This is a genomic window from Paenibacillus sp. EB106-05-06-XG162 (assembly GCF_058791655.1).
This window is the reverse complement of the sequence record NZ_JBYTDT010000001.1, coordinates 221,596-241,632: the sequence shown is the minus strand read 5'-3', so window position 1 is coordinate 241,632 and position 20,037 is coordinate 221,596. Positions and strand designations below refer to the sequence as shown.

The window sequence follows — 20,037 nt, the reverse complement described above, 5'->3', positions numbered from 1 at the left end:
GTGAACGCCTTATTCGTGTAGCTTACTTGTTCGCGGCTCTCCATTCGTCCAGCTGTTTTTGTTTCTCCGCGATGATCTTATCTGCGCCAGCGTCTTTGAGTCTATTCAGAAACACCGGCAAATTCTTTTCTGGATCAATGGATCCGGTCGCGATTGCATAATATAATTCATCGATTGCCGCATCGACATTCGCTTTCTCTGACTTCACTGGCGTAAAGTCGAAGACGAAACCGAGTGCATTGGACGCTGATGCATTTTTATTCAAATCGATCCATAGCTTGTTCCCTTTGTCATCGACTTCGGCGCCTTGCGCATCCGCCTCGGTATAATACGTTTGGCTCATGTTGCCGAATTCCCATGGCGATGATATTTTGAACCCGCTGTCCGGAATCGTTTCAATACGGTTGTCAGCGACTTTTTTGTAATGTTTGCCTTCGACGCCCCAGTTGATCAGGTTATAGATTTGTTTGTCCGTATTCAGCAAATTGATGAACATCATGGCCCTTTCTTTATTCGGCGAAGATGCCGAGATAGCCGTGATCGAAGCGGCTGCTTTATCCGTTGTCAAGAGTGGCTTGATGAACATATGATCATAGGATTGCACATCTTTGTTAAAGTTCGTGAATCTGCCCGGCGCGCTCATGCCACTTTGCTCAAATGCGGTTGTATCGATATCGATCTGACCGATTTGTGCCGCAACCTTACCTGCTTTCAGATCGGCCTGGTCATCTTTTAACGTTGGAGCCTCTTTTCTGACATAACCTTTCATATACCAATCTCTCATCATGGTTACGTATTCTTTGAATTCCGGCGTTTCGTACTGGTTAACGACCTTCATCTCGGTATCATTCAAATAAATCGAACCCGGTGTCTTCGAATCGCCAAGCGCTTCCAGATTGAACATCGGCGTCGCCGTCAGGAATGGATCAATCGCCTTGCTATATCCCCATGGGATAAGCGTCGGCTCGCCTTTCTTGATCGTTTCGAGCATCGGCGTCAGGTCGGACAGCTTCGTGACGGACTTCCAATCGAATTTATACTTGTCGGCAACCGATTTCTGAATCAGATAGCCGTATCCAGCCGTTGATTGCTGGAAGTTAGGCACACCATAGGTGGCCCCCTTGACCTTCACGGCCTTCCAGAACGTTTCCGGAACGCTGCTCTTCGTGTCAGGCGCATATTTCTCGATTAATTCATCGAGTGGAGCAAACGCGCCTTTCGCAACGCCTTGATAAAAGTTATTGGTCCATGTTGAAGCGAAAGCAATGTCGTATGGTTCGCCGGAAGATATAATAACGTTCATTTTCTCGTCATAGCTTCCCCAGTCGATCAGCTTCAGCTTGATCGTCGCGTTAATTTTGGGCTGAACCAGCTTGTTGAGTTCATCTTCCACGGACTGCAAATCCTTTTGAGGCGTGTTCGGGAAATAATACGTGAGCTCAACGGGTGGAAGTGCCGACTCCTTTGGCTTATCCGTCGTCTTATCTTCGTTCTTCGTCGGTGTTGGCTCTGGTGTGGTGGTCGCATCTTTCCCGCAGCCTGCGAGCACGATCGTGAATGCAAAACATAACAATACCAATTTACTTGCCCATGTCTTCGTTTTGTTTACCATTGTTTGACCTCCATTTGTTATATATCGCAATACGGGCAGTAGCCCGGTAAAGCCTCAAATTATGCTTTCACTGCACCTAATGTCAATCCTTTCACGAAATACTTCTGCAAGAAAGGATAGGTTAGCGCGATCGGCGCGACAGCCAGAACGCAGGTGGCCATCCTTGCCGTCTCATCAGGCAGCGAAGTAGCAAGTTTCTGCGTAAGCGCATTGGCCTGCAAATAAGCGATGTTGTTCATGATCGATTGCAGAAGGAACTGAAGCGGATACAGCTTGCCGTCTTCGATCAGCAGCGAAGCCGTAAACCAATCGTTCCAGTAAAATACGGCAACGAACAGTCCGATGGTAGCGAGCACCGGCGTCGATAACGGAACGACCAGCCGGAGAAATGTATTAAACTCACCGGAACCGTCAATTCTTGCAGACTCGACAATTGAATCCGGTATCGTCCTGAAAAAGTTCCTCATGATCAATACATTGACCGAGGATACAAGGTAAGGAACGATAAGAACAAGAAGCGTATCCTTTAAATGGAGATATTTCGAAAATAACATGTACCACGGCACTAATCCGCCATTAAATAACAAGCAGAACACGGCGATGAAAGAAATGATATTTTTGTACTTCACTTCATTTCTGGACAACCCGTAAGCCAGCATGGACGATATCACCAAATGCAGCAGAGTTCCAAGCATCGTTACGATGATGGTAACGCCATAGGCTTGAATGATCGGCGAGTTCCCCGAGAAGATAAACGCATATGCGTCCAGACTGAATTTTTCGGGAATCAAGTGATACCCGGACTGAAAAATACTTTGCTCATCAGATAGCGATATGGTTAGCACGACGAACAACGGAAGCAAGCAAAGAATCGAATACACTAAAAAACCTGTATGAATTACAGCACGAGATATGTTGCCCTGATTCATCTCATCATCCTCCTAGAACAAAGCACTGTCGCGGTCGTATTTTCTAATGAGCCAATTGGAAACGAGGACCAGTATGAACCCTACGACGGATTGATAAAGGCCTATAGCGGAAGACATCCCGAAATCGTTCATTTGCTTGAGCGCCCGGAAGACATAGGTGTCGATGACATTGGTCGCGCTGAACAGAACGCCTGACTCCCTCGGCAGATTATAGAACATGCCCCAATCACCGAATGCGGCGTAGAAAATTTTGCCTGCTTGCAGGAGCACTAAGGTGATCGTAATCGGCATCAGCATCGGAACGGTGATCTTGAGGGCCTGCTGTAACTTATTCGCCCCATCCATCTTGGCCGCTTCATAATACTCCGGGGAAATGCTTGTAATTCCGGCCGCAAATATGACCGCATAGTAACCGACATTCTTCCAAATATAAGCGGCAGGCATTATAAACCGCCAGAAGAATGGTTCTGAATACCACTGCACGGGCTCGACCCCGAAGGCCTGAAGCAGCTGATTGATGATGCCTTTATCGATGCTTAAGAACGAATACAGCAAATATTCGGCGACGACCCAGGATAACAAATAGGGAAGCAGGATAACACTCTTGTAAAATCCGGCAAAAAACCGATTGCTGATCTCATTAATCATGATGGCCATCGCCAGCGCTAATCCAAGACCGGTTACCATGAAGATTACGTTATAGACGATCGTATTGAGTGTAATTTGCCACACCGCATCCGATCGGAACAGAAATTCGAAATTCGAAAATCCGACCCATTTGCTGCCCCAGATGCCTTTAAACGGGTTAAATTCCTGAAATGCGATCACGACGCCAATCATTGGCAAATAATTGACGATCAATATAAATAGCAGCCCGGGAAGCATCATCAAATAGATTGTCTTGTTCTTCACCAGTTCCTTGATGAAGGGTGGAATACGAATCTTCTTTTTGGTTTTCTGTTTCGATTGTAGAATCAAATCTTGCATCGGCCTTCTCCTCGTTTCTTCAGCATGTTAAATTTTGGTACCCCCATCTTAAGTCGGATTTAATTCGTTCGAAACAACAAAAAATGAAAAAACAACAATCATTAGGAAATTTACCTCTTCAAATATTGATAAATCTCTAAAAAATGAGGATTTTCGAAAAAAGAAATAGAAAAACCAGCCTAAATTAGGCTGGTCATATCGTTGAGAGTGGTCAAATAGGACTAGATTTTCGTTATTTCAAGATTGCTCTGGTGATCATGGCTAGGTCTTCAATACCAACGATACCGTCTTTATTGACATCCGCTCTCGGATTCCATCCTGGCTGACCTTCGCTTGCTGTCAAAGAGTTGAACAGCACTTCTTACTCGAACACAAAATACGGCGGCAGCGGCAACGGCCGCTCACAGCTGCTCTTCATCTGGTAATGCGTTCCTTGCGCCGATGCATCATGGAAGCCGTGCATTGCCTCAAGGATATGATAGGCCAGCTCGCCGTTGGCGCGATGGAGGTCTGACTGACCTGTCAATATCGCGTGCGCCATCGCTGCTACGCCTAACCCGCGGCTGTTCCCCGTATATTCGTGGGTTGGCGGAATCTGCTCCCAATCCGTTCCCGCTCTGCGGATCTGGATTGGCCCGCCGAACGAATTCGGATCAGGCACCCGCAGCGAGCCTTGGCTTCCGTAGATTTCGATATGCGGCAGGTTCGTGCCGCCCTGAATGTCAAAGCTCGTAACAAGCGTCGCTATGGCGCCGCTATGGAAATCCAGCACGCCAGCGATATGCGTCGGCGTCTCGACCTGGATTTTCTGGCCGTATTTTTTCGCGCTTGTAATCGTACGTTCCGGATGACTAATCCCAGCTGAGCCAGTCACTCTGCGAATCGGCCCGAGCAATGCGACGAGCGCCGTCAAATAATACGGCCCCATATCGAACATTGGCCCCCCGCCCTGCTGATAGTAAAACTCCGGATCAGGATGCCAATTTTCATGGCCGCGGCTCATCATGAACGCTGTTGCAGCAACCGGCGTGCCGATCCATCCGTCATGGATCAGCTTCAAGCAGGTCTGGATGCCTCCCCCAAGGAACGTATCCGGCGCACTGCCGACCAGCAGCCCTTTGCTGCGCGCGACGTCCAGCATGCGTTGTCCTTCTTCACGCGTAACTGCAAGCGGCTTCTCCACATACACATGCTTGCCCGCCTCAAGCACCTGCAGGCAGACTGCGGCATGCGCAGCCGGAATCGTTAGGTTTATGACGAGATCGATGTCCTCATCCTGTAACAGCTGCTCGACTGTACAGGCTTTGGCGATGTTATACTGCTCCGCTCTGGCCTGCGCGCGGCTCAGATCGAGATCCGAGCAAGCAACAAGTTCCATGTGTTTGAATTTCGGGATATTTTCCATATAAATCGAACTAATATTGCCGCAGCCAATGATGCCAACTTTGATTGTTTTCATCTCGCTCCTCCTCATATTCTGCCGCTACCTTGCGGCCCACAATAAGCCACGACGCATTAACTCGAGCGTTTGCGGCATCCGGACAATATTTGCTTGATGACCAAGTGAATTGTAATAGACTTTCCCCGCACCGTATGTTTTCGTCCAGACGACCGGCATTTCCACATCCCCGAAGTCCGTTACGGCATGCACTTGGATGGCCGGGTCGACGTGCATGTAATACTTTTCAGATACGACAGTGAAATCCTCGATGCCTTGCGTGAGCGGGGAGCTGTGATCCTTCATGCGCACCGTGTATGTTACCCCGTCATTGCCTGGGTGCGCGACCCACTGGCCGCCGACCATATACTGATACTCGACCTCGTTGCGGAAGGAGTCCCCCATCCCGCCATGACAGCCTGCGATCCCGGTACCGCCTTCCTTTACCGCGGCCAGCAGCGGATCGAGCTGCTCCTTCTCAATCGCGCCCATCGTCCAGACCGGTACGATCAGATCGACGCTTGCTAACCGCTCCGCGTCTCTAAAAGCATCCAATGTGTTCGAGATTTCAACCTGGAAACCTTCTTCACGAAGCAAGCCGCCGAATATCCCTGCAACTTCCTCCGGCTGGTGGCCGTCCCAACCGCCCCATACGATTAAAGCTTGTTTGTTCATAACTATCGATTGCTCCTCTCTCATCTGTACGCTTTGATCGATACCGTATTGCAATCCGCACTATACTTCGTTAATACTCACCCACCGCCGCTGCGCGATCGACTGCTCGACCGCTTCAAGCACCTGCTGGCATTTGACGCCGTCCGCGAAGTTCGGTATCGGCTGGCGATCTTCCTCGAGCGCGCGCATCAGCTCCACGACCTCATGGATAAACGTATGTTCATAACCGATCGTATGACCGGCAGGCCACCAAGCGTCCATATAGGCATGGGACGGATCGGTCGCAAGTACGCGGCGGAAGCCCTGCACATCCTCATCGTCGCTCGTAAAATAGACCTGCAATTCATTCATCCGTTCAAAGTCGAACTTCACGCTGCCCTTGCTGCCGTTGATCTCAAAAGAATTCGTGCAGCGGTGTCCCGGCGCGAAGCGTGTCGCTTCAAAGCTGCCAAGCGCCCCGCAGGCGAATCTCGCCATGAACAGCGTCGCATCATCGACAGTGACAGGACCGCGCGGAGCGTCTGCGCTGCCTTTGGCGCTGAGACCGGTCATCGACGTCGGCAGCGGACGTTCCTTCACGAACGTCTCGCTCATGCCGATCACTTCCTGCATGTCGCCGATCAGGAAGTGCGAGAGATCGATGAGATGCGCGCCGAGGTCCCCGTGCGATCCGGAGCCGGCGATCTCCTTCTGCAAGCGCCAGACGAGCGGAAAGTTCGGATCGACGATCCAATCCTGCAGAAACCAGGCACGGAAGTGATAGATCTCGCCGAGACGGCCTTCATCCACCAGCTTCTTCGCCAGCTGCACCGCGGGTGCAAACCGATAGTTGAAGCCGACCATGTGCTTCACTCCAGCCACCTCAGCTGCTTCAAGCATTTCCCTCGTATCGGCAAGGGTGAGCGCGAGCGGCTTCTCGCAGAACAGATGCTTGCCGGCTTCCGCTGCAGCCAGAGCAATTTCCTTATGCGCATCGCTCGGGGCATTGATATCGACGATGTCGATCTCCGGATGCGAGACCAGCTCGCGCCAGTCGGTGACGTACCCTTCCCAGCCGAACTGTGCTGCCGCGGCGCTGACACCGCTTTCATCTCGGCCGCAAATGAGCTTCATTTGCGGCGCAGCAACCTGCGGGAAGAACATCGGCAAATCCCGGTAAGCATGACTGTGCGCCTTTCCCATAAATTTATAACCGACCATCCCTACACGATAAGATTTCATCATCATGACCTCCTTGGTGGGCCCTGCCCTGCCATTCGATTATTTTTGATGTATGATTTTGGTAACATTATATTTCACTAGACTCACTTTGTCTATCGAATAAACAAAGTTAAAATGATAATATTTTTTTGTCATAAATTCAGACACAGAACAAAACAGGCTATCCGATCGTCAGCCTGTTTTGTTCTAGCTATAATGTTGATAGTTGTTGTGTTAATCCGATTCCAGCCGATAATAAGCAGTTCCAAAGTCATTTCGGCATGTCACCGCGCAGTTATTCCGAAAACAGCCCCGTTTCCTTTAGGAAAAGAGGCTGTTTCGCTATTCCTTACACTTTCATACTAGATTTGCAATTATCTAGCAATCTTTAGTTGCTTTTCTCATAAGCATATACTTCAACACCAATGTTCTCTCCAATCAGATTTGGCATTCCGCTTGTTAACCAAGTATCTATTTTTGTACCTTTTTTCTGATAGGATATCGTAACCACATTTTTGTGTGGCGCGATCATGACTACGGATACCTTAGCATTAACGCCAGTTCCTTCCGTAAATTGAACGGCCAAATACTTACCCGTTAGATCATTACCTTTGTCTCCACCAATCGTAATATCACGGATATAACCAGCTCCACCTGCTGTTTCGTTGCCAATCGCAAGCGTATATCCGTCTTCTACCGTGTACTTAGGGATCTCCATCTTTAACACATCACTCACAACATTCCCGTTTTTGACCACAATATAAATGTCTTTGGCCGTCGCTTTTTTTAAGCCTTCTGCATTAATTAGTACAAGTCCTTTTTTAGATGGAGTACCGGGCTTACTCGTATCCATGACTGGCATTTTAGCTCCGCTCTCAACGACTTGATAATAATATTGTCCGTCTTTACTTGTGCCAAAAGAAACGGAAGCTGTCGTCTCGGTTAATCGATTCGCGGTACCTGCCGTTAGTATTGGTGTAGGATTATTATTATCCTGCACTTCTACGACTTGCAGAATATTGCCTGCATACCCTTCTGCTGTGCCAACTGCAATAATGGTACCTTCTTGTGCATATAAGGAAGTATCCAATTGTGCAAAAGTCAGTGGCAGCTCTCTAGGGCCGTTTAGATACTGTGCATGAACTGTAGATGCCAATTCTGGCGCTACCCCAGCAATCGTAGTAACATGGCCTAACTTATCTATTGATTGAATGCCATCTACGGTTACATTTACGCTAACTGATCCTTTTAGACCTACAAGCTGACCTTTTATAGTAAATGTACCTGGCGTTTTATACAATGATGGATTCACTGTATCCCAGTTCACTTTAGCGATCTGAGTAGTGCCATCATTAAAAGTAACTATAACCTCCGCAGGTAAATTTGGTGCATGATCAACCGTTGTTGATACATTCTCCTCAATACCTTCTATGGATGTAATTTCATAGTCCTTATTCATATAGATGGTATAGTCTTTACTTCCTGCTAAAGTAATTTCCGACAATATCAGAGCATTCTTACCATTAACGAATTGATCCGGTGAAATCGATGCACTGCCATCTACAAATGGAATCTCTACACCATTCAGCTGCAATTTAATTTCTACCCCGTCCAGTACGATAGAAGGTTTCTTGATTGTAATAGGCTCGTCAGCATTCGTTATCGTGGCATAATACGTATAATAATTAGGATTAAAGTCACCGTTTAATACCGCATTGCCGAGTCCAAGATCTTCCTCATACATTACGTATTGAGGATTGGATATGATTTCAATATCATCCAGATAAACTGTTGAATTAATTCCTCCAAAGCCAACGCCACCTGATTTGAACTGACCATCATTAGCAGACATTAATTTCTGCCCATCCAATACGAAACCAATCTTGCCATCAAAGGTTTGAATCTGCAAATTATGCCACTCATTCGCATTAAATCCATCCGGAACGCCTGCTTTACCTAATGATGCATCTCCACCGGAAGTATGTTTTGCTATTTCAAAATATGGTATCCCAGCTGCAAAACCTGTCGTTCCATTTTTATTTCTTCTATAAACGACTTGATACGATTCTGGTGCTTTATTAGGGGCTAGACCTTTATTGTTTGCCATGACATAAATTGTAAAGTTATCATATTGGCCACTAAGAACATCTGTTGTACCCCATCCTTCAAATTTCCATCTCATATTGACCAGGTAATTATTCCAAGGGGCATTCAATTCATAGAAGTCATTGCCGTCTCTAATCTCATCCTTTAAAACTTGATTTCCGGTATCTCCGGTCTCATATACAACACTTGTTACAGATGGATTGCCACCTATTTTTGTAAAATTAGGTACATTTCCATCTTCAAAATCCAGCATAAGCTGATGCTTATTAACCTCTGATCCGTCATATGCCGGAGGTGCTGGTATGTTGGATGGAGGGATTGGCAATGTCGCTGGATTCCCGCCAAAGACATAAAGCTCATCGTAGAAGGCTTGTCCTCTGCCATTATCAGAACCAAACGAGATATAATCAAATCCAGCTGTGGGTACAGTTTTAACGAGTTGATCATCAATAAATAGCTTTACATCCGTTCCTGAAGTATAGTCAAACTTCAACTCGTGCCAACCAAATGTTCTAGGGATGTTCGTTGTTTCCTTTTGATTTCCAATTTGGATGATATAATTATTTTTCGTATCATAATCCAAACCCAGACCAATCATGTTATCCCCATCATCTACTCGTGCAATGGATGTAACTCTAGCCGAATTTTGTTGCCCTGAATCGTACGCTGCCAAATTATAATTCTGTCTGTCAAACATCTTTACTGTAACGACTTTGTTCAGCATTTCAGGGAAATTCTTGGATACTCGCGTTTTATCCATCAGTTCAAGACTTTGTTTGCCATTAATAGGTCTTTCAGACATAAATTCTGTTGAAATTTTGGCTTGACCGTTTTGAATGGACCACACGGTATCATCCAGTCCATGTTCAAAGTTTTCTTTAAAATAAAGATCTGCTGGTTCTGTAATCAGATCTCTGTCTGTCAAGTATTGTTTAGGGTACTCTGAAGTTACTCCAATCTTGTCATACGCCATCTTAGAGTCGTCAAATTCCTTAATATGATTTGCAAGTTTCCCATAGTTAACATTCGTATTATCAAACGTGATGACATCGCCATATTGAAGAATCGTGTTCACTTCAATATTAAAATTCATAGGATTTGTTGCTTTAACATTACTTAACGCTAAGCCTGAGGCTCCCATATCCAAATTCATATCATTAGGCCCATAATCAGCCATCGTAGGATTTGCCCCTGTGTTATCAATAAGAACTTGGTTTAAGTAGTTAGGTTTGTAATTGGGACCCTTATACAAATAACATGCAAAGAAAGCTCCATCATCTCCGCCATCTTGTTGCGCATCATGCAAATATACATATTCAATTTTATTATGGTGGGTATACATATCCGTCATAATATTGAAATCTTTATCACCATTCGGGGAAGCTACATTCGGATTGCGACTATTTCCTGCCGTTAAGAAAATTCCTCTTCTTGGTGAATTATAGACCTCGACATGAGAAACCGTATTATAGCTTGACTGTTGAATGGTAATACCTGAGGCCTGACCAATCAGTTCACCAATATCATGAACAATGCTATTGGTTATTGTATTATTTCTGCTGTAACCATCTCCGTTTTTATCTCCAGCCACACCAGGGTAGCCACCATCAACGTTGATACCGCCATGGCCTGTGTATTCAATAAGATTATCCTTAATGGTTGCATTTTCATTCGCTAGATAAAGTTCGATACCAAACATACCTGAATTTTTAATATGTGTTTTCGATATCGTAATATTTTTAGTATTCGTAAGTGTAATCACGCCATATTGGAACTCTATTCTTTCGGTTTGCTCGGCATAGGATGGTTGTGTACTTCCTTTAGCTTCCGGAGGATAAAAACCTAGACCAGCTCCTGCATCTCCCCAGTTCCAACCATAGGCATACCAATCTGTTGTATTGGTATCCTTTAATTGCAAACCACTGAATTCAATATTTGACACCATATGACTTCGATCGGAACCTTCGACACGGATCACTTCTTTGACCGTAGGAATGATAAATTCGTTATCATTTATGTTTCCCTCAGAATAATAGTACAAGTCACCCGTCTTTTTATTGAAATAGTATTCACCTGGAACATCCAAGAAGCCTAAATTTCCTTGTACAAAATATCTTGCATCTGTACCTGTATTATATTTAGGTCTATACATTTCTGGTTTTCCTGGAACCGTTTTGTACACAAGTTGACGACTTGCCGTGTTAATAGAAGAAACCGGTATCGTATCCGTCATCCAATCCCAGTATCCGCCATCCCACATATAAACCGAGGCATCCAAGTCTCCACGCTGCTCAGCATTGACCATACCGTTGATGGACTCTTGATCAAGATCGCCTGCTCTATAAATCAAATCACCTATTCCACCGCCTGCACTTTTCATGTATGGCGTCAGCGCAGCTGGAAAATCTTTATACTTATTCAAATTTTGAGTGCGTGCCAATGTAGCGCGTCTATCATTGACATAAAGCGTATCAAAAATCACATCCGTACCAACGTGTGTTTTGTATACTTTACCTGCAGCCGCAGCTGGCAAGTCTGCATCAGCACCGGTTCTTTCAACGGGTTGCCATGGTGTGTCAACAACCTTACCGCCGATCATTTCAGCACTAGCCAATTTATCTAAGTTTCGATAGACGATATGATAACCATTCGTACCCGAGTCTTGTTCATTGAAAGTAATCGTTTTATCAAGATAATATTTACCTTTTGCAATAAAGACGTAAATATCACCTGTCATGTTCTTATTAATCGCTCGAACGGCATCTCTTGCAGCTTGCACCGTTGCAAATGGCTTATCATATGAACCATCATTTGCATCATTTCCATTTGGTGAAACGAAGAATTGCGCTTGTATTCTGTTAAGAGAATGTACTGCTCCATCTGCTGCTTGAACACTATTCGTAGCGACCAATAATGAAGTAGAAATCATACAACATGCGATCATGATACTAAAGATTTTTTTCTTAGCCATATCAATATACCTACCCCTTCTCATTAATTTTGCAATGTTTACGATGTTAAAAGGGATTACCTATTATAGATCCTATACAATATTACGGCTGCCTCAGCTCTTGTTGTCTTGCCATTCGGGTTGATTCCGCTTTCATTTCCTGTGATGATTCCATCTTTAATTAAGGATGCTGCGCTATTTCGTGCATAATTTGCGATCTTGTCCGCGTCACTAAATTTTTGAAGATCCTCTTTACTTCCTTCCAAACACGGTTTACCCGCGATTTGAAGCGCTTTATCTACCATAACCATCATATCTTGTCTGCTGATTTGCGCACTTGGTTCAAATTTTTTGTTGCCTAAACCAGATGTGATGCCCAGTGCTTTGGCGATAGCGACTTCGGTATAGTAATGAGCATTATCCGCGATATCATCAAAGTTTCCACGGATATCTGCTGTCAAGCCTAAAGTATTTACTAGCATCTTCAAGAAGTCTGCTCTCGTAATGTTCTTTTGAGGAGAAAAGGTTGTTTCACTGGTTCCTCTTATAATTTCTTTTGAAGCGAGTACAGATATCTGTTTTTCTGCCCAATTATGCTTGGAGGTGTCCTCAAAGGTTTTCTTCACGAAACCTATAGCATAAGTTCCATTAGCCTCGCCATTTACAGTAACTTTTCCGGTTTCTTTGTTATATTTGCCGTTAGAAACGATGATGAAGTTACCATCCTTAGTTACTTTATACACTACGATATGTTCATAATCTGCTATTTCTTTTCCTACAGGCTTATAATCAATAGCGATCTTTATATCAGCTTCTACTGGCTTACCTTCTTGTAAAAGTGATACATGAACACCTACTCTGCTGCCTATCGTTTCGCTAGCTATTGATGTAAGGCTGCTCTTATCCATTGGGCTTATGACGAAATCTACTTTACTATTGATATTCTTTGCTAAGGATTTCATCGTGTCATGTGTTAATACAATGTCACCGAAGCCAGTACTTACTGTGACATCGATCTTGTCAGACTTGGCTACGATCTTTCCTACAGGGATCGTGATCATATTTTGCTTCTCGTTACCTGTAGTTCCTATTTGGATTACGATTTGCTTCACGCCACGTTCATCTGTTGGAGCACTATTCATCGCTGAATCTACATGCTCATCTTTCATTTCAACATTTACATTTCCATCCTTGTCAGGCTTTACATGATCATAAGATATACAACCATCTTTGATGGTAGGCTCTTGGCTCGGATTTGGAACTGGCGTTGGCGTTGGATTTGGTTCTGGTTTTGGATCTGGTTTTGGATCTGGTTTTGGATCATCCTTTCCATTCAAAGTTGCTGATGAAACCAATGTACCATCCATTCCATTCACATATACAATATGTTCTTCTACCTTTTCCACAGCTCCTGTCGTAATCGAACCCGCAAGGATACCATTCGCATTTGCATGCACCTGTCCCATCGCTTTAAGGGTTTCGTTTACTTTATCAACCACTCTGACCATATAATCTTTATTCGCTTCATATCCTTTACCCTCTATCGCAACCACGCCTTTATGATATGTTGCATTTAGATTAGAAGAAGCTGCTAAACAATTTACAGGTAATATTGATATACATAGTATGACTGCAAGTAATACGGAGATTCGTTTACACATTCCCTATCCTCCCGATGTCTTGTTTAAGAACGATTCATTTTGTTACTTGTCGCATTAACCATTTACAGAGAGTTAGCGCTTACATCATTTCAGAATTTAATCCTATTCATGAATCCCCCCCTTCGTTAAAATGCAGCTAATTTACTGCATTGTAGCCAAGCGGATCTCAAACCAGCAATCTCAAAATCTATTGCTTTTGATGTTTTTTGCTGTTTTTGCAATATAAAATGTAGTGATGTCACTCACATTTTTAATACAATCTCTAATTCCTTTTGTTTTGTTCCATATTCATGAAAAAAGAGGCTTCGCGGATTCTATCTTTACGATGAATCGCTAAGCCTCTTTTTTAGCTGTTAATCACTATCGTCTTCCTGTCCAAGCTGCAGTTTGTACTCACTAAGGGACATACCAAAATGTTTTTTGAATCGCGTGTAAAAATAATTATTCTTTTCAAGACCAACCTTCTCGATTATGGTCGACAAGGACATATTGGTGTTGCGCATATATTCGTCCAGCTTTTGCATGCGGAAGTCAAAAATGTATTGCGCAATCGACTGCCCGTGTGCTGCTTTGAACAAATGACCGACATAGTTCGGTGATAGGCGCAATTTTTCGGCAATGGAACTGAGGCAAAGTTCGGTGTTGGAATATTCCTGTTCCACCATTCCGATAATGCGCTGCATCAGAAAATCGTTACTACTTGATGTGTTTTTAATCGCTGTTACCTCATTACTGAGCTTTTGTAAAAACGCATTCATCAAACGATCAATATCTTCACCGACTTCTGCATGTTGTATATCTTGTAAAAACGCTTGCAGCGTTAAATCCTGATTGTCCTTTATCGCAGGCATCTTACTGAGCACACCAGAATAGATTCTGTAAATTAAATGTACAATGCTGAACAAAACCTCGTTGTACGTATATTGATACAGCTGTTGACTAATAGATTGATAAATCGCACGGGCTTCTTCATAGTCACCCTCCAGCACTCTCTCGATCACCTGCTCCTCTTTTTTGACTGAAACCTGGAATTCATCGGTATTGATCTCATCGATCATATAAGGCGTAATGATGCTGCCATGTCCATATCGCATTTTCAAAAGAATAGAACCCTTCATATTGTTATACATGCTCGGCAAATGCTCAAGCCCCTGGAACATCGTGCTGTATGCCATCGACAGCGAAATATGAAGATACTTTTGCGTATTCCATTGTATTTCCCGTAAAATACGTTCCACCTCATCCTGCAGCACCTTGTATTGCGATACATTGTCACAGTCCAAAAGCATCACAAATTTATCGGAATCGCAGCTAAATATTTCGCAATTACCGTAATTCTCAGTAATCTCAGTGGCGATGTTCACGATGGCATAGCGCAATGCCCATCGTTCCTTCTGACTATTTCGGGACATAAACTGGCTGTAATTGTCAATTTTAAATAGGCACATGCACAGCTGGTTAGAGACGATATAGTCCAGATATAAGTCTTGCAGTTTACCCTGCACTGTTTCCATCGAGTATGTTGTACTCTCGCTTAACAGAGCATTTAGAAAATCCTGTTTGGCAGCATAGCCTGTCTCACGCATGATTTTATCGAGCTGCGAATTTTGCTCCTTCATGGATTCGAATACAGACAGAATCACTTGAAACTCTTCCGTTTGGGACACTAGCGGATCGCTTCGATCGGGTGCCTCCCCGTTGATCATTTTCGTTATGGCTTGAATCGGGCTGTTCAACCTTCGTGCTAGAAACAGACAGATCACCGCACAAAAAATGAATATGGCTACGACGATACCTAACGATACGATCGATGCCGTAATGACATCTTCAAAAATTTTCTTGACGGGAGTAACGCCCATAATGTACCAGTTGTTTGCATTACTTTTGCTGCTCGAAACAAGGTATCGGATCCCGTCAATTTTTTGCACCTGATTGTTACTGCCGTCCAGTTCCTTTGCCTTCTGGCTTAATGCCCGCACTTCACCCATGTCATGGCCGAACTCCGGTGAGAGTGCCATACTTAATATAGAACCGTTAGCGTCCACCACCAAAAAAGACGTTTCCGGTACAGGATCACTGCTATTAATCGCTTGGATGGAATTCGTAAGCGCTTTCGTTCGAATGTTGACAACAATGGCATTTTTCAGACCAGCTTCAGTCGCGCCCTGTTCAAATAATATATAGGAGCATATATTTGCCGATTGCGTTGCTTCATCTACAGATGCCACAATCGGGCGGCCACGATACTTCGCTACAAAATCTTTGTCGGTTAACAACTTGGCAATCGCCTGATCTGAAAATGCAGATGCTGATCGGCGTTCACCGCTCCTTGAGGAGTAAAACAAGTCCAAACCCGCATTGTAAAGATAGACACTATCGATATCTTTCAGTGTGAGAAAATGTTTGTCAATGACCCTACTTGTTAATAGAGCTACGCGCTCATCATTTTCATTCATGTTTAAAAATTCAATGATATGATTGTCGCTATAAAGAGTATTACCTAATTTTTTTGCGGTCTCATCAAGATAGGTAATACTGTAATTCGACTGTGCAATCAGTTTGTCGTTATAACGGCTAATCAATGCATTCGTAGTACGCAAATAAGTAAACGTCAAAAAAGTCGTCAGTAAAACAGTAATGATGATCGTGATTATCAAAAAAGAAAAAAAAGCTTTGCGTAGAAAGCTAGTACTGCGGTTTTTGGTCTTATATGCGAGCTTCATTGCGTCCTCCTAATCATGCGGCTTCCTAGTATGAGTATTTATATTATAGTGTTAAATAAATTTCACCTCAACGATTTATAACACTTTGAAGAAATCGTTAGTTTTTAGAGATTTCTAGTGTGAAAAAACAAAAAGAACAGCATATTTGTTTGTTGAGCAAAATAATCCTCCTAACTACACTGAAAGCAGACATACAAATGATGCTCAGAAAGGAGTGAATAACATGAAGACGATTACAACGCCATCTCACAAGGGCAAGTCCTACAGAACGTTACGTAGCGCACGCCGTCAGGCACCCTTCTATCTCATGATGGCACCTGGTTTAATTTTTATTACGATTTTATTTTACATCCCGATGGCCGGCGTGATCATTGCCTTCAAAGATTACAATGCACGGGATGGTATTTTCGGAAGTCCATGGATGGACCCGCTGTTCAAAAACTTTGAGTTTTTCTTTAAATCCGACGCAGCAAGGACCGTTACGTTCAACACGCTTTTTTACAATCTACTAGAAGCTGTTACCGTTACGCTTTGTGCATTGGCAATCGCTATTCTATTAAATGAAGTAAAAAACAAAGTTACATCTGCTACCTATAAAGGTTCCATTTTGCTGCCAACGTTTCTCTCATGGATTGTCATCCAGTACATTCTCTTCAGCCTGCTCAGTGTTGACCGTGGTATTATCAACAGCACGATCACCGCAAACGGCGGAGAAGCCATTTACTGGTACAGTGAACCGTCTTACTGGCGCTTCATCTTGCCAATTGCCTATCTATGGAAGAATGTCGGTTACTTCTCGGTGCTATATGTGGCAGCGATTGCCGGAATTAACCCCGATTACTATGAAGCTGCCCAACTGGACGGTGCTTCGAAGTGGCAACGCATTAAACATATTACATTACCGCTTCTGAAACCGACCATCATTGTCCTTTCACTGCTTTGGGTAGGTAAATTATTCAATGGCGGTTTAGGCGACTGGAACGGATTCTACACGCTTCCGAATGATGCGGGTGCGCTTTATCCGGCAACAGACGTTATCGACACACTTGTATTCCGTTCGCTGAAAAAGGTCAATGACTACGGTATGGCGTCTGCAGTTGGTTTATATCAAGCGGTAGTTGGCTTCTTCCTTGTGTTGATCTCTAACTACATCATTAAAAAGAAAGATCCCGACAACGCACTATTCTAAACGATCAGACAGGATAGCGTTTCTACTTGGGAGGGAGATACATGCTACTTAAAAAGCTACATTTTTCAAAAATAACAATTCATCTTATTTTCATTGCACTGAGTCTTGCCTGCATCCTTCCATTGCTTTTGGTTGTATCCATATCGTTTACGGACGAGCAATCGTTGATGCTTGACGGATATCGCTTCTGGCCCAAAGAGTTCAGCACGGCAGCTTACCAGTATGTATTCAGCGGAGCGGGCTCTATTCTAAATGCATATGCCGTTACGATTTTTGTGACGGTTGTCGGCACGCTTCTGCATCTGCTGATTACTTCCATGCTGTCGTATTCACTGACACGTCCCGAAGTGACTCACCGCAGAGCGCTCACTTTATTTGTGTATCTTCCGGTTCTGTTCAACGGCGGTCTTGTTCCGCAGTACATTTTGCTGACGCGCATCCTGCATCTGAAGGACACCATCTGGGTACTGATTATCGTCTACCTGGTATCGACTATTAACGTGCTGATTATGAAAAACTTCTTCCGCACGATTCCAGACTCATTAATTGAGTCAGCGCGAATCGATGGGTCGGGTGAAATCCGTACTTTTTTCCGGATTGCACTACCGCTCTCCAAGCCGTCGCTCGCGACCATCGGTTTGTTCGTAGCCATTGCATACTGGAATGACTGGATGACCGCATCGCTTTATATCGAATCACCGAAGCTGCGGCCCCTGCAATATCTGCTCCAATCGTTAATGAACAATATTGGATATTTGCAGTCGAACGCACAGGCTTCCCAATCGATGGAAGCAGCGATTGGCATGCTGCCTAGTGAAGGCGCGCGCATGGCAACCTGCGTACTCGCCATCGGTCCGATTATTTTGCTGTACCCTTTACTGCAGAAGTACTTTGAAAAAGGATTGACAATCGGTGCTGTAAAAGAGTAATTTTACCGGTAAACCAACCGGAAAAATAAATAAAAATCTAGGGGGAACGACAATGAAAAAATTTTCTGCGATTCTGTTGTCCGTAACGCTGCTGTTAACCATGCTGCTGAGCGGATGCGGAGAGAAAGATGCAGGCACTACCGGCAAATCTGCTGAGAAACCTGCTGCGGGTAATGAAGAGATGGTTGAGCTCAATTTCTACATGATGAACAGCCCCGTCAATGACTTTGACCGCGTCATGAAGAAAGCGAACGAAATCATTGGCAAAGAAATCAATGCTAAGCTGAATCTAATTCTTGTAGACAGCAGTACTTATGCCGAGAAAATGAACCTGATGATCAATTCCGGCGACGATTGGGATCTCAGCTTCACTGCTAACTGGGGTGGCATCAACTTCTTCGAAAACGCCGCCAAAGGAGCTTATGCCGACCTAACGGACCTCCTTCCTAAATATGCACCTCAAACGTATTCCCGTATCCCTCAAGGACTATGGGAAGGCGTTAAAGTAAATGGTAAGATCTATGGACTCGTGAACTATCAACAGTGGGGCACTGCCAAACGAGAGGGATTTAAATTCCGTTCTGATCTTGTAGAGGAAACCGGGTTCGACTGGAAAGCCTTGAAAGACAAGCCTACAATTGAGGTACTTGATAAGATCGGGCCTTTCCTTGGCGATGCTCTAGCAAAACACAAAGGAATGATCGGGTTTGAAACCAGCTCCATTGAAAGCTTGTTTGCCAGCAATCCGCTGTTATGGAACATGGAAGCCGTAGGTGATACGAGCATCCCTGGCTGGATTAACCTTGACAATCCAGACAAAGTCATCAACCAGTTTGAGACGGAAGATTTTGCGAAGTACACTGAAATGATGCGCGACTGGTTCGTCAAAGGTTATGTTCGCAAGGATGGCGCAACCGTAAAAGATACTTCTCCTGACCGTAAAGCAGCCAAATTTGTCGCTGAGAAAACAGGCAGCTGGCCTGACAGCATTGAATACCCTGGTAATCCTGATGCCAGCAATATGTCTATGACGAAAAGCGCAGGCAATGCTCCTGCAGTAACGGTCTCCACCACTCGCACGATGATTCCTGCGGGCGCCGCTTCTACTGCAGCGATTGCAATCAATTCGGATTCCAAACACATTGAAAAAGCTTTGCAGTTAGTTGAACTGCTCAACACCAACGATGATCTGTACAAATTGATTACGCTTGGTGAAGAAGGCGTTGACTACAAATATGATGAAAATGGCAAGTTCACAATGATTGAAGGCAAATACAATTTCAACTTTAACGAATGGCAACTTGGCCAATCCTACAGCCCTAACTTCACCCGTACGAACTATGACAAGAACAAAGATGGTGAAATTCAAAAAGAGACTCAAACCAAAATCTATGAAGCTGACAAAACAGCAGAAATTTCACCGGTAACGGGCTTCGTATTCGACCCGACTCCAGTAAAGACGCAGGTTGCAAACTGCGCTGCAGTTACCTCTGAGATGATTCCGGCACTCAGCTCCGGTTCTGTCGATCCTGCTAAAACATTGCCTGAATTCCTGAAGCGCCTGAAAACTGCCGGTGTGGACGACATTATCAAAGAAAAACAGGCTCAATATGACGCCTGGAAAGCAAAAAAATAATC

Annotated in this window: 12 protein-coding genes; 3 read left to right on the top strand and 9 right to left on the bottom strand. The window is 44.3% G+C overall.

What is annotated here, in order from left to right; all coding sequences use genetic code 11:
- Positions 1–22: 22 nt before the first annotated feature.
- From AC3WU2_RS00815 to AC3WU2_RS00775, 9 genes are all read right to left on the bottom strand, one after another.
- The gene (locus tag AC3WU2_RS00815) at positions 23–1,612 is read right to left on the bottom strand and encodes an ABC transporter substrate-binding protein (RefSeq protein WP_492450464.1); all 1,590 of its coding nucleotides are present in this window, start codon (positions 1,610–1,612) and stop codon (positions 23–25) included.
- 59 nt (positions 1,613–1,671) lie between these two features.
- Entirely contained in the window at positions 1,672–2,541 is an 870-nt protein-coding gene (locus AC3WU2_RS00810) for a carbohydrate ABC transporter permease (protein ID WP_492450462.1), read from the bottom strand.
- Positions 2,542–2,553: 12 nt separating this feature from the next.
- Entirely contained in the window at positions 2,554–3,528 is a 975-nt protein-coding gene (locus AC3WU2_RS00805) for an ABC transporter permease (protein ID WP_492450460.1), read from the bottom strand.
- A 361-nt stretch (positions 3,529–3,889) separates the two neighbouring features.
- A complete protein-coding gene (locus tag AC3WU2_RS00800; protein WP_492450458.1) occupies positions 3,890–4,987 on the bottom strand; it encodes a Gfo/Idh/MocA family protein in 1,098 nt (365 codons plus the stop codon).
- A 24-nt stretch (positions 4,988–5,011) separates the two neighbouring features.
- Entirely contained in the window at positions 5,012–5,641 is a 630-nt protein-coding gene (locus AC3WU2_RS00795; protein WP_492450456.1) for a ThuA domain-containing protein, read from the bottom strand.
- Positions 5,642–5,701: 60 nt separating this feature from the next.
- Positions 5,702–6,862 carry a Gfo/Idh/MocA family protein gene (locus AC3WU2_RS00790; RefSeq protein WP_492452128.1) on the bottom strand — a complete coding sequence of 387 codons (1,161 nt, stop codon included), beginning with the start codon at positions 6,860–6,862 and terminating at the stop codon, positions 5,702–5,704.
- 367 nt (positions 6,863–7,229) lie between these two features.
- On the bottom strand, positions 7,230–11,918 hold the full coding sequence (locus AC3WU2_RS00785) for an Ig-like domain-containing protein (protein ID WP_492450454.1): 4,689 nt from the start codon (positions 11,916–11,918) through the stop codon (positions 7,230–7,232).
- A gap of 56 nt (positions 11,919–11,974) precedes the next feature.
- The gene (locus tag AC3WU2_RS00780; protein ID WP_492450452.1) at positions 11,975–13,558 is read right to left on the bottom strand and encodes an S-layer homology domain-containing protein; all 1,584 of its coding nucleotides are present in this window, start codon (positions 13,556–13,558) and stop codon (positions 11,975–11,977) included.
- A gap of 353 nt (positions 13,559–13,911) precedes the next feature.
- Positions 13,912–16,281, bottom strand: a complete 2,370-nt coding sequence (locus AC3WU2_RS00775; RefSeq protein WP_492450450.1) for an AraC family transcriptional regulator — start codon at positions 16,279–16,281, stop codon at positions 13,912–13,914.
- 223 nt (positions 16,282–16,504) lie between these two features.
- Here AC3WU2_RS00775 and AC3WU2_RS00770 point away from each other — a divergent pair, with 223 nt between their 5' ends.
- The 3 genes from AC3WU2_RS00770 to AC3WU2_RS00760 are packed head-to-tail and all read left to right on the top strand — an operon-like array spanning position 16,505 to position 20,035.
- Positions 16,505–17,470 (top strand): ABC transporter permease, encoded by a 966-nt coding sequence (locus AC3WU2_RS00770; RefSeq protein WP_492450448.1) that lies wholly within the window; start codon positions 16,505–16,507, stop codon positions 17,468–17,470.
- A 41-nt stretch (positions 17,471–17,511) separates the two neighbouring features.
- A complete protein-coding gene (locus AC3WU2_RS00765; protein ID WP_018756846.1) occupies positions 17,512–18,399 on the top strand; it encodes a carbohydrate ABC transporter permease in 888 nt (295 codons plus the stop codon).
- A 52-nt stretch (positions 18,400–18,451) separates the two neighbouring features.
- On the top strand, positions 18,452–20,035 hold the full coding sequence (locus AC3WU2_RS00760; protein ID WP_492450445.1) for an ABC transporter substrate-binding protein: 1,584 nt from the start codon (positions 18,452–18,454) through the stop codon (positions 20,033–20,035).
- Positions 20,036–20,037 lie beyond the last annotated feature (2 nt).

What these genes read in the sequence shown, in the direction of transcription:
- AC3WU2_RS00815 (WP_492450464.1), bottom strand. Translation starts at nt 1,612, where the DNA reads ATGGTAAACAAAACGAAGACATGGGCAAGTAAATTGGTATTGTTATGT.
- AC3WU2_RS00810 (WP_492450462.1), bottom strand. Translation starts at nt 2,541, where the DNA reads ATGAATCAGGGCAACATATCTCGTGCTGTAATTCATACAGGTTTTTTA.
- AC3WU2_RS00805 (WP_492450460.1), bottom strand. Translation starts at nt 3,528, where the DNA reads ATGCAAGATTTGATTCTACAATCGAAACAGAAAACCAAAAAGAAGATT.
- AC3WU2_RS00800 (WP_492450458.1), bottom strand. Translation starts at nt 4,987, where the DNA reads ATGAAAACAATCAAAGTTGGCATCATTGGCTGCGGCAATATTAGTTCG.
- AC3WU2_RS00795 (WP_492450456.1), bottom strand. Translation starts at nt 5,641, where the DNA reads ATGAACAAACAAGCTTTAATCGTATGGGGCGGTTGGGACGGCCACCAG.
- AC3WU2_RS00790 (WP_492452128.1), bottom strand. Translation starts at nt 6,862, where the DNA reads ATGAAATCTTATCGTGTAGGGATGGTCGGTTATAAATTTATGGGAAAG.
- AC3WU2_RS00785 (WP_492450454.1), bottom strand. Translation starts at nt 11,918, where the DNA reads ATGGCTAAGAAAAAAATCTTTAGTATCATGATCGCATGTTGTATGATT.
- AC3WU2_RS00780 (WP_492450452.1), bottom strand. Translation starts at nt 13,558, where the DNA reads ATGTGTAAACGAATCTCCGTATTACTTGCAGTCATACTATGTATATCA.
- AC3WU2_RS00775 (WP_492450450.1), bottom strand. Translation starts at nt 16,281, where the DNA reads ATGAAGCTCGCATATAAGACCAAAAACCGCAGTACTAGCTTTCTACGC.
- AC3WU2_RS00770 (WP_492450448.1), top strand. Translation starts at nt 16,505, where the DNA reads ATGAAGACGATTACAACGCCATCTCACAAGGGCAAGTCCTACAGAACG.
- AC3WU2_RS00765 (WP_018756846.1), top strand. Translation starts at nt 17,512, where the DNA reads ATGCTACTTAAAAAGCTACATTTTTCAAAAATAACAATTCATCTTATT.
- AC3WU2_RS00760 (WP_492450445.1), top strand. Translation starts at nt 18,452, where the DNA reads ATGAAAAAATTTTCTGCGATTCTGTTGTCCGTAACGCTGCTGTTAACC.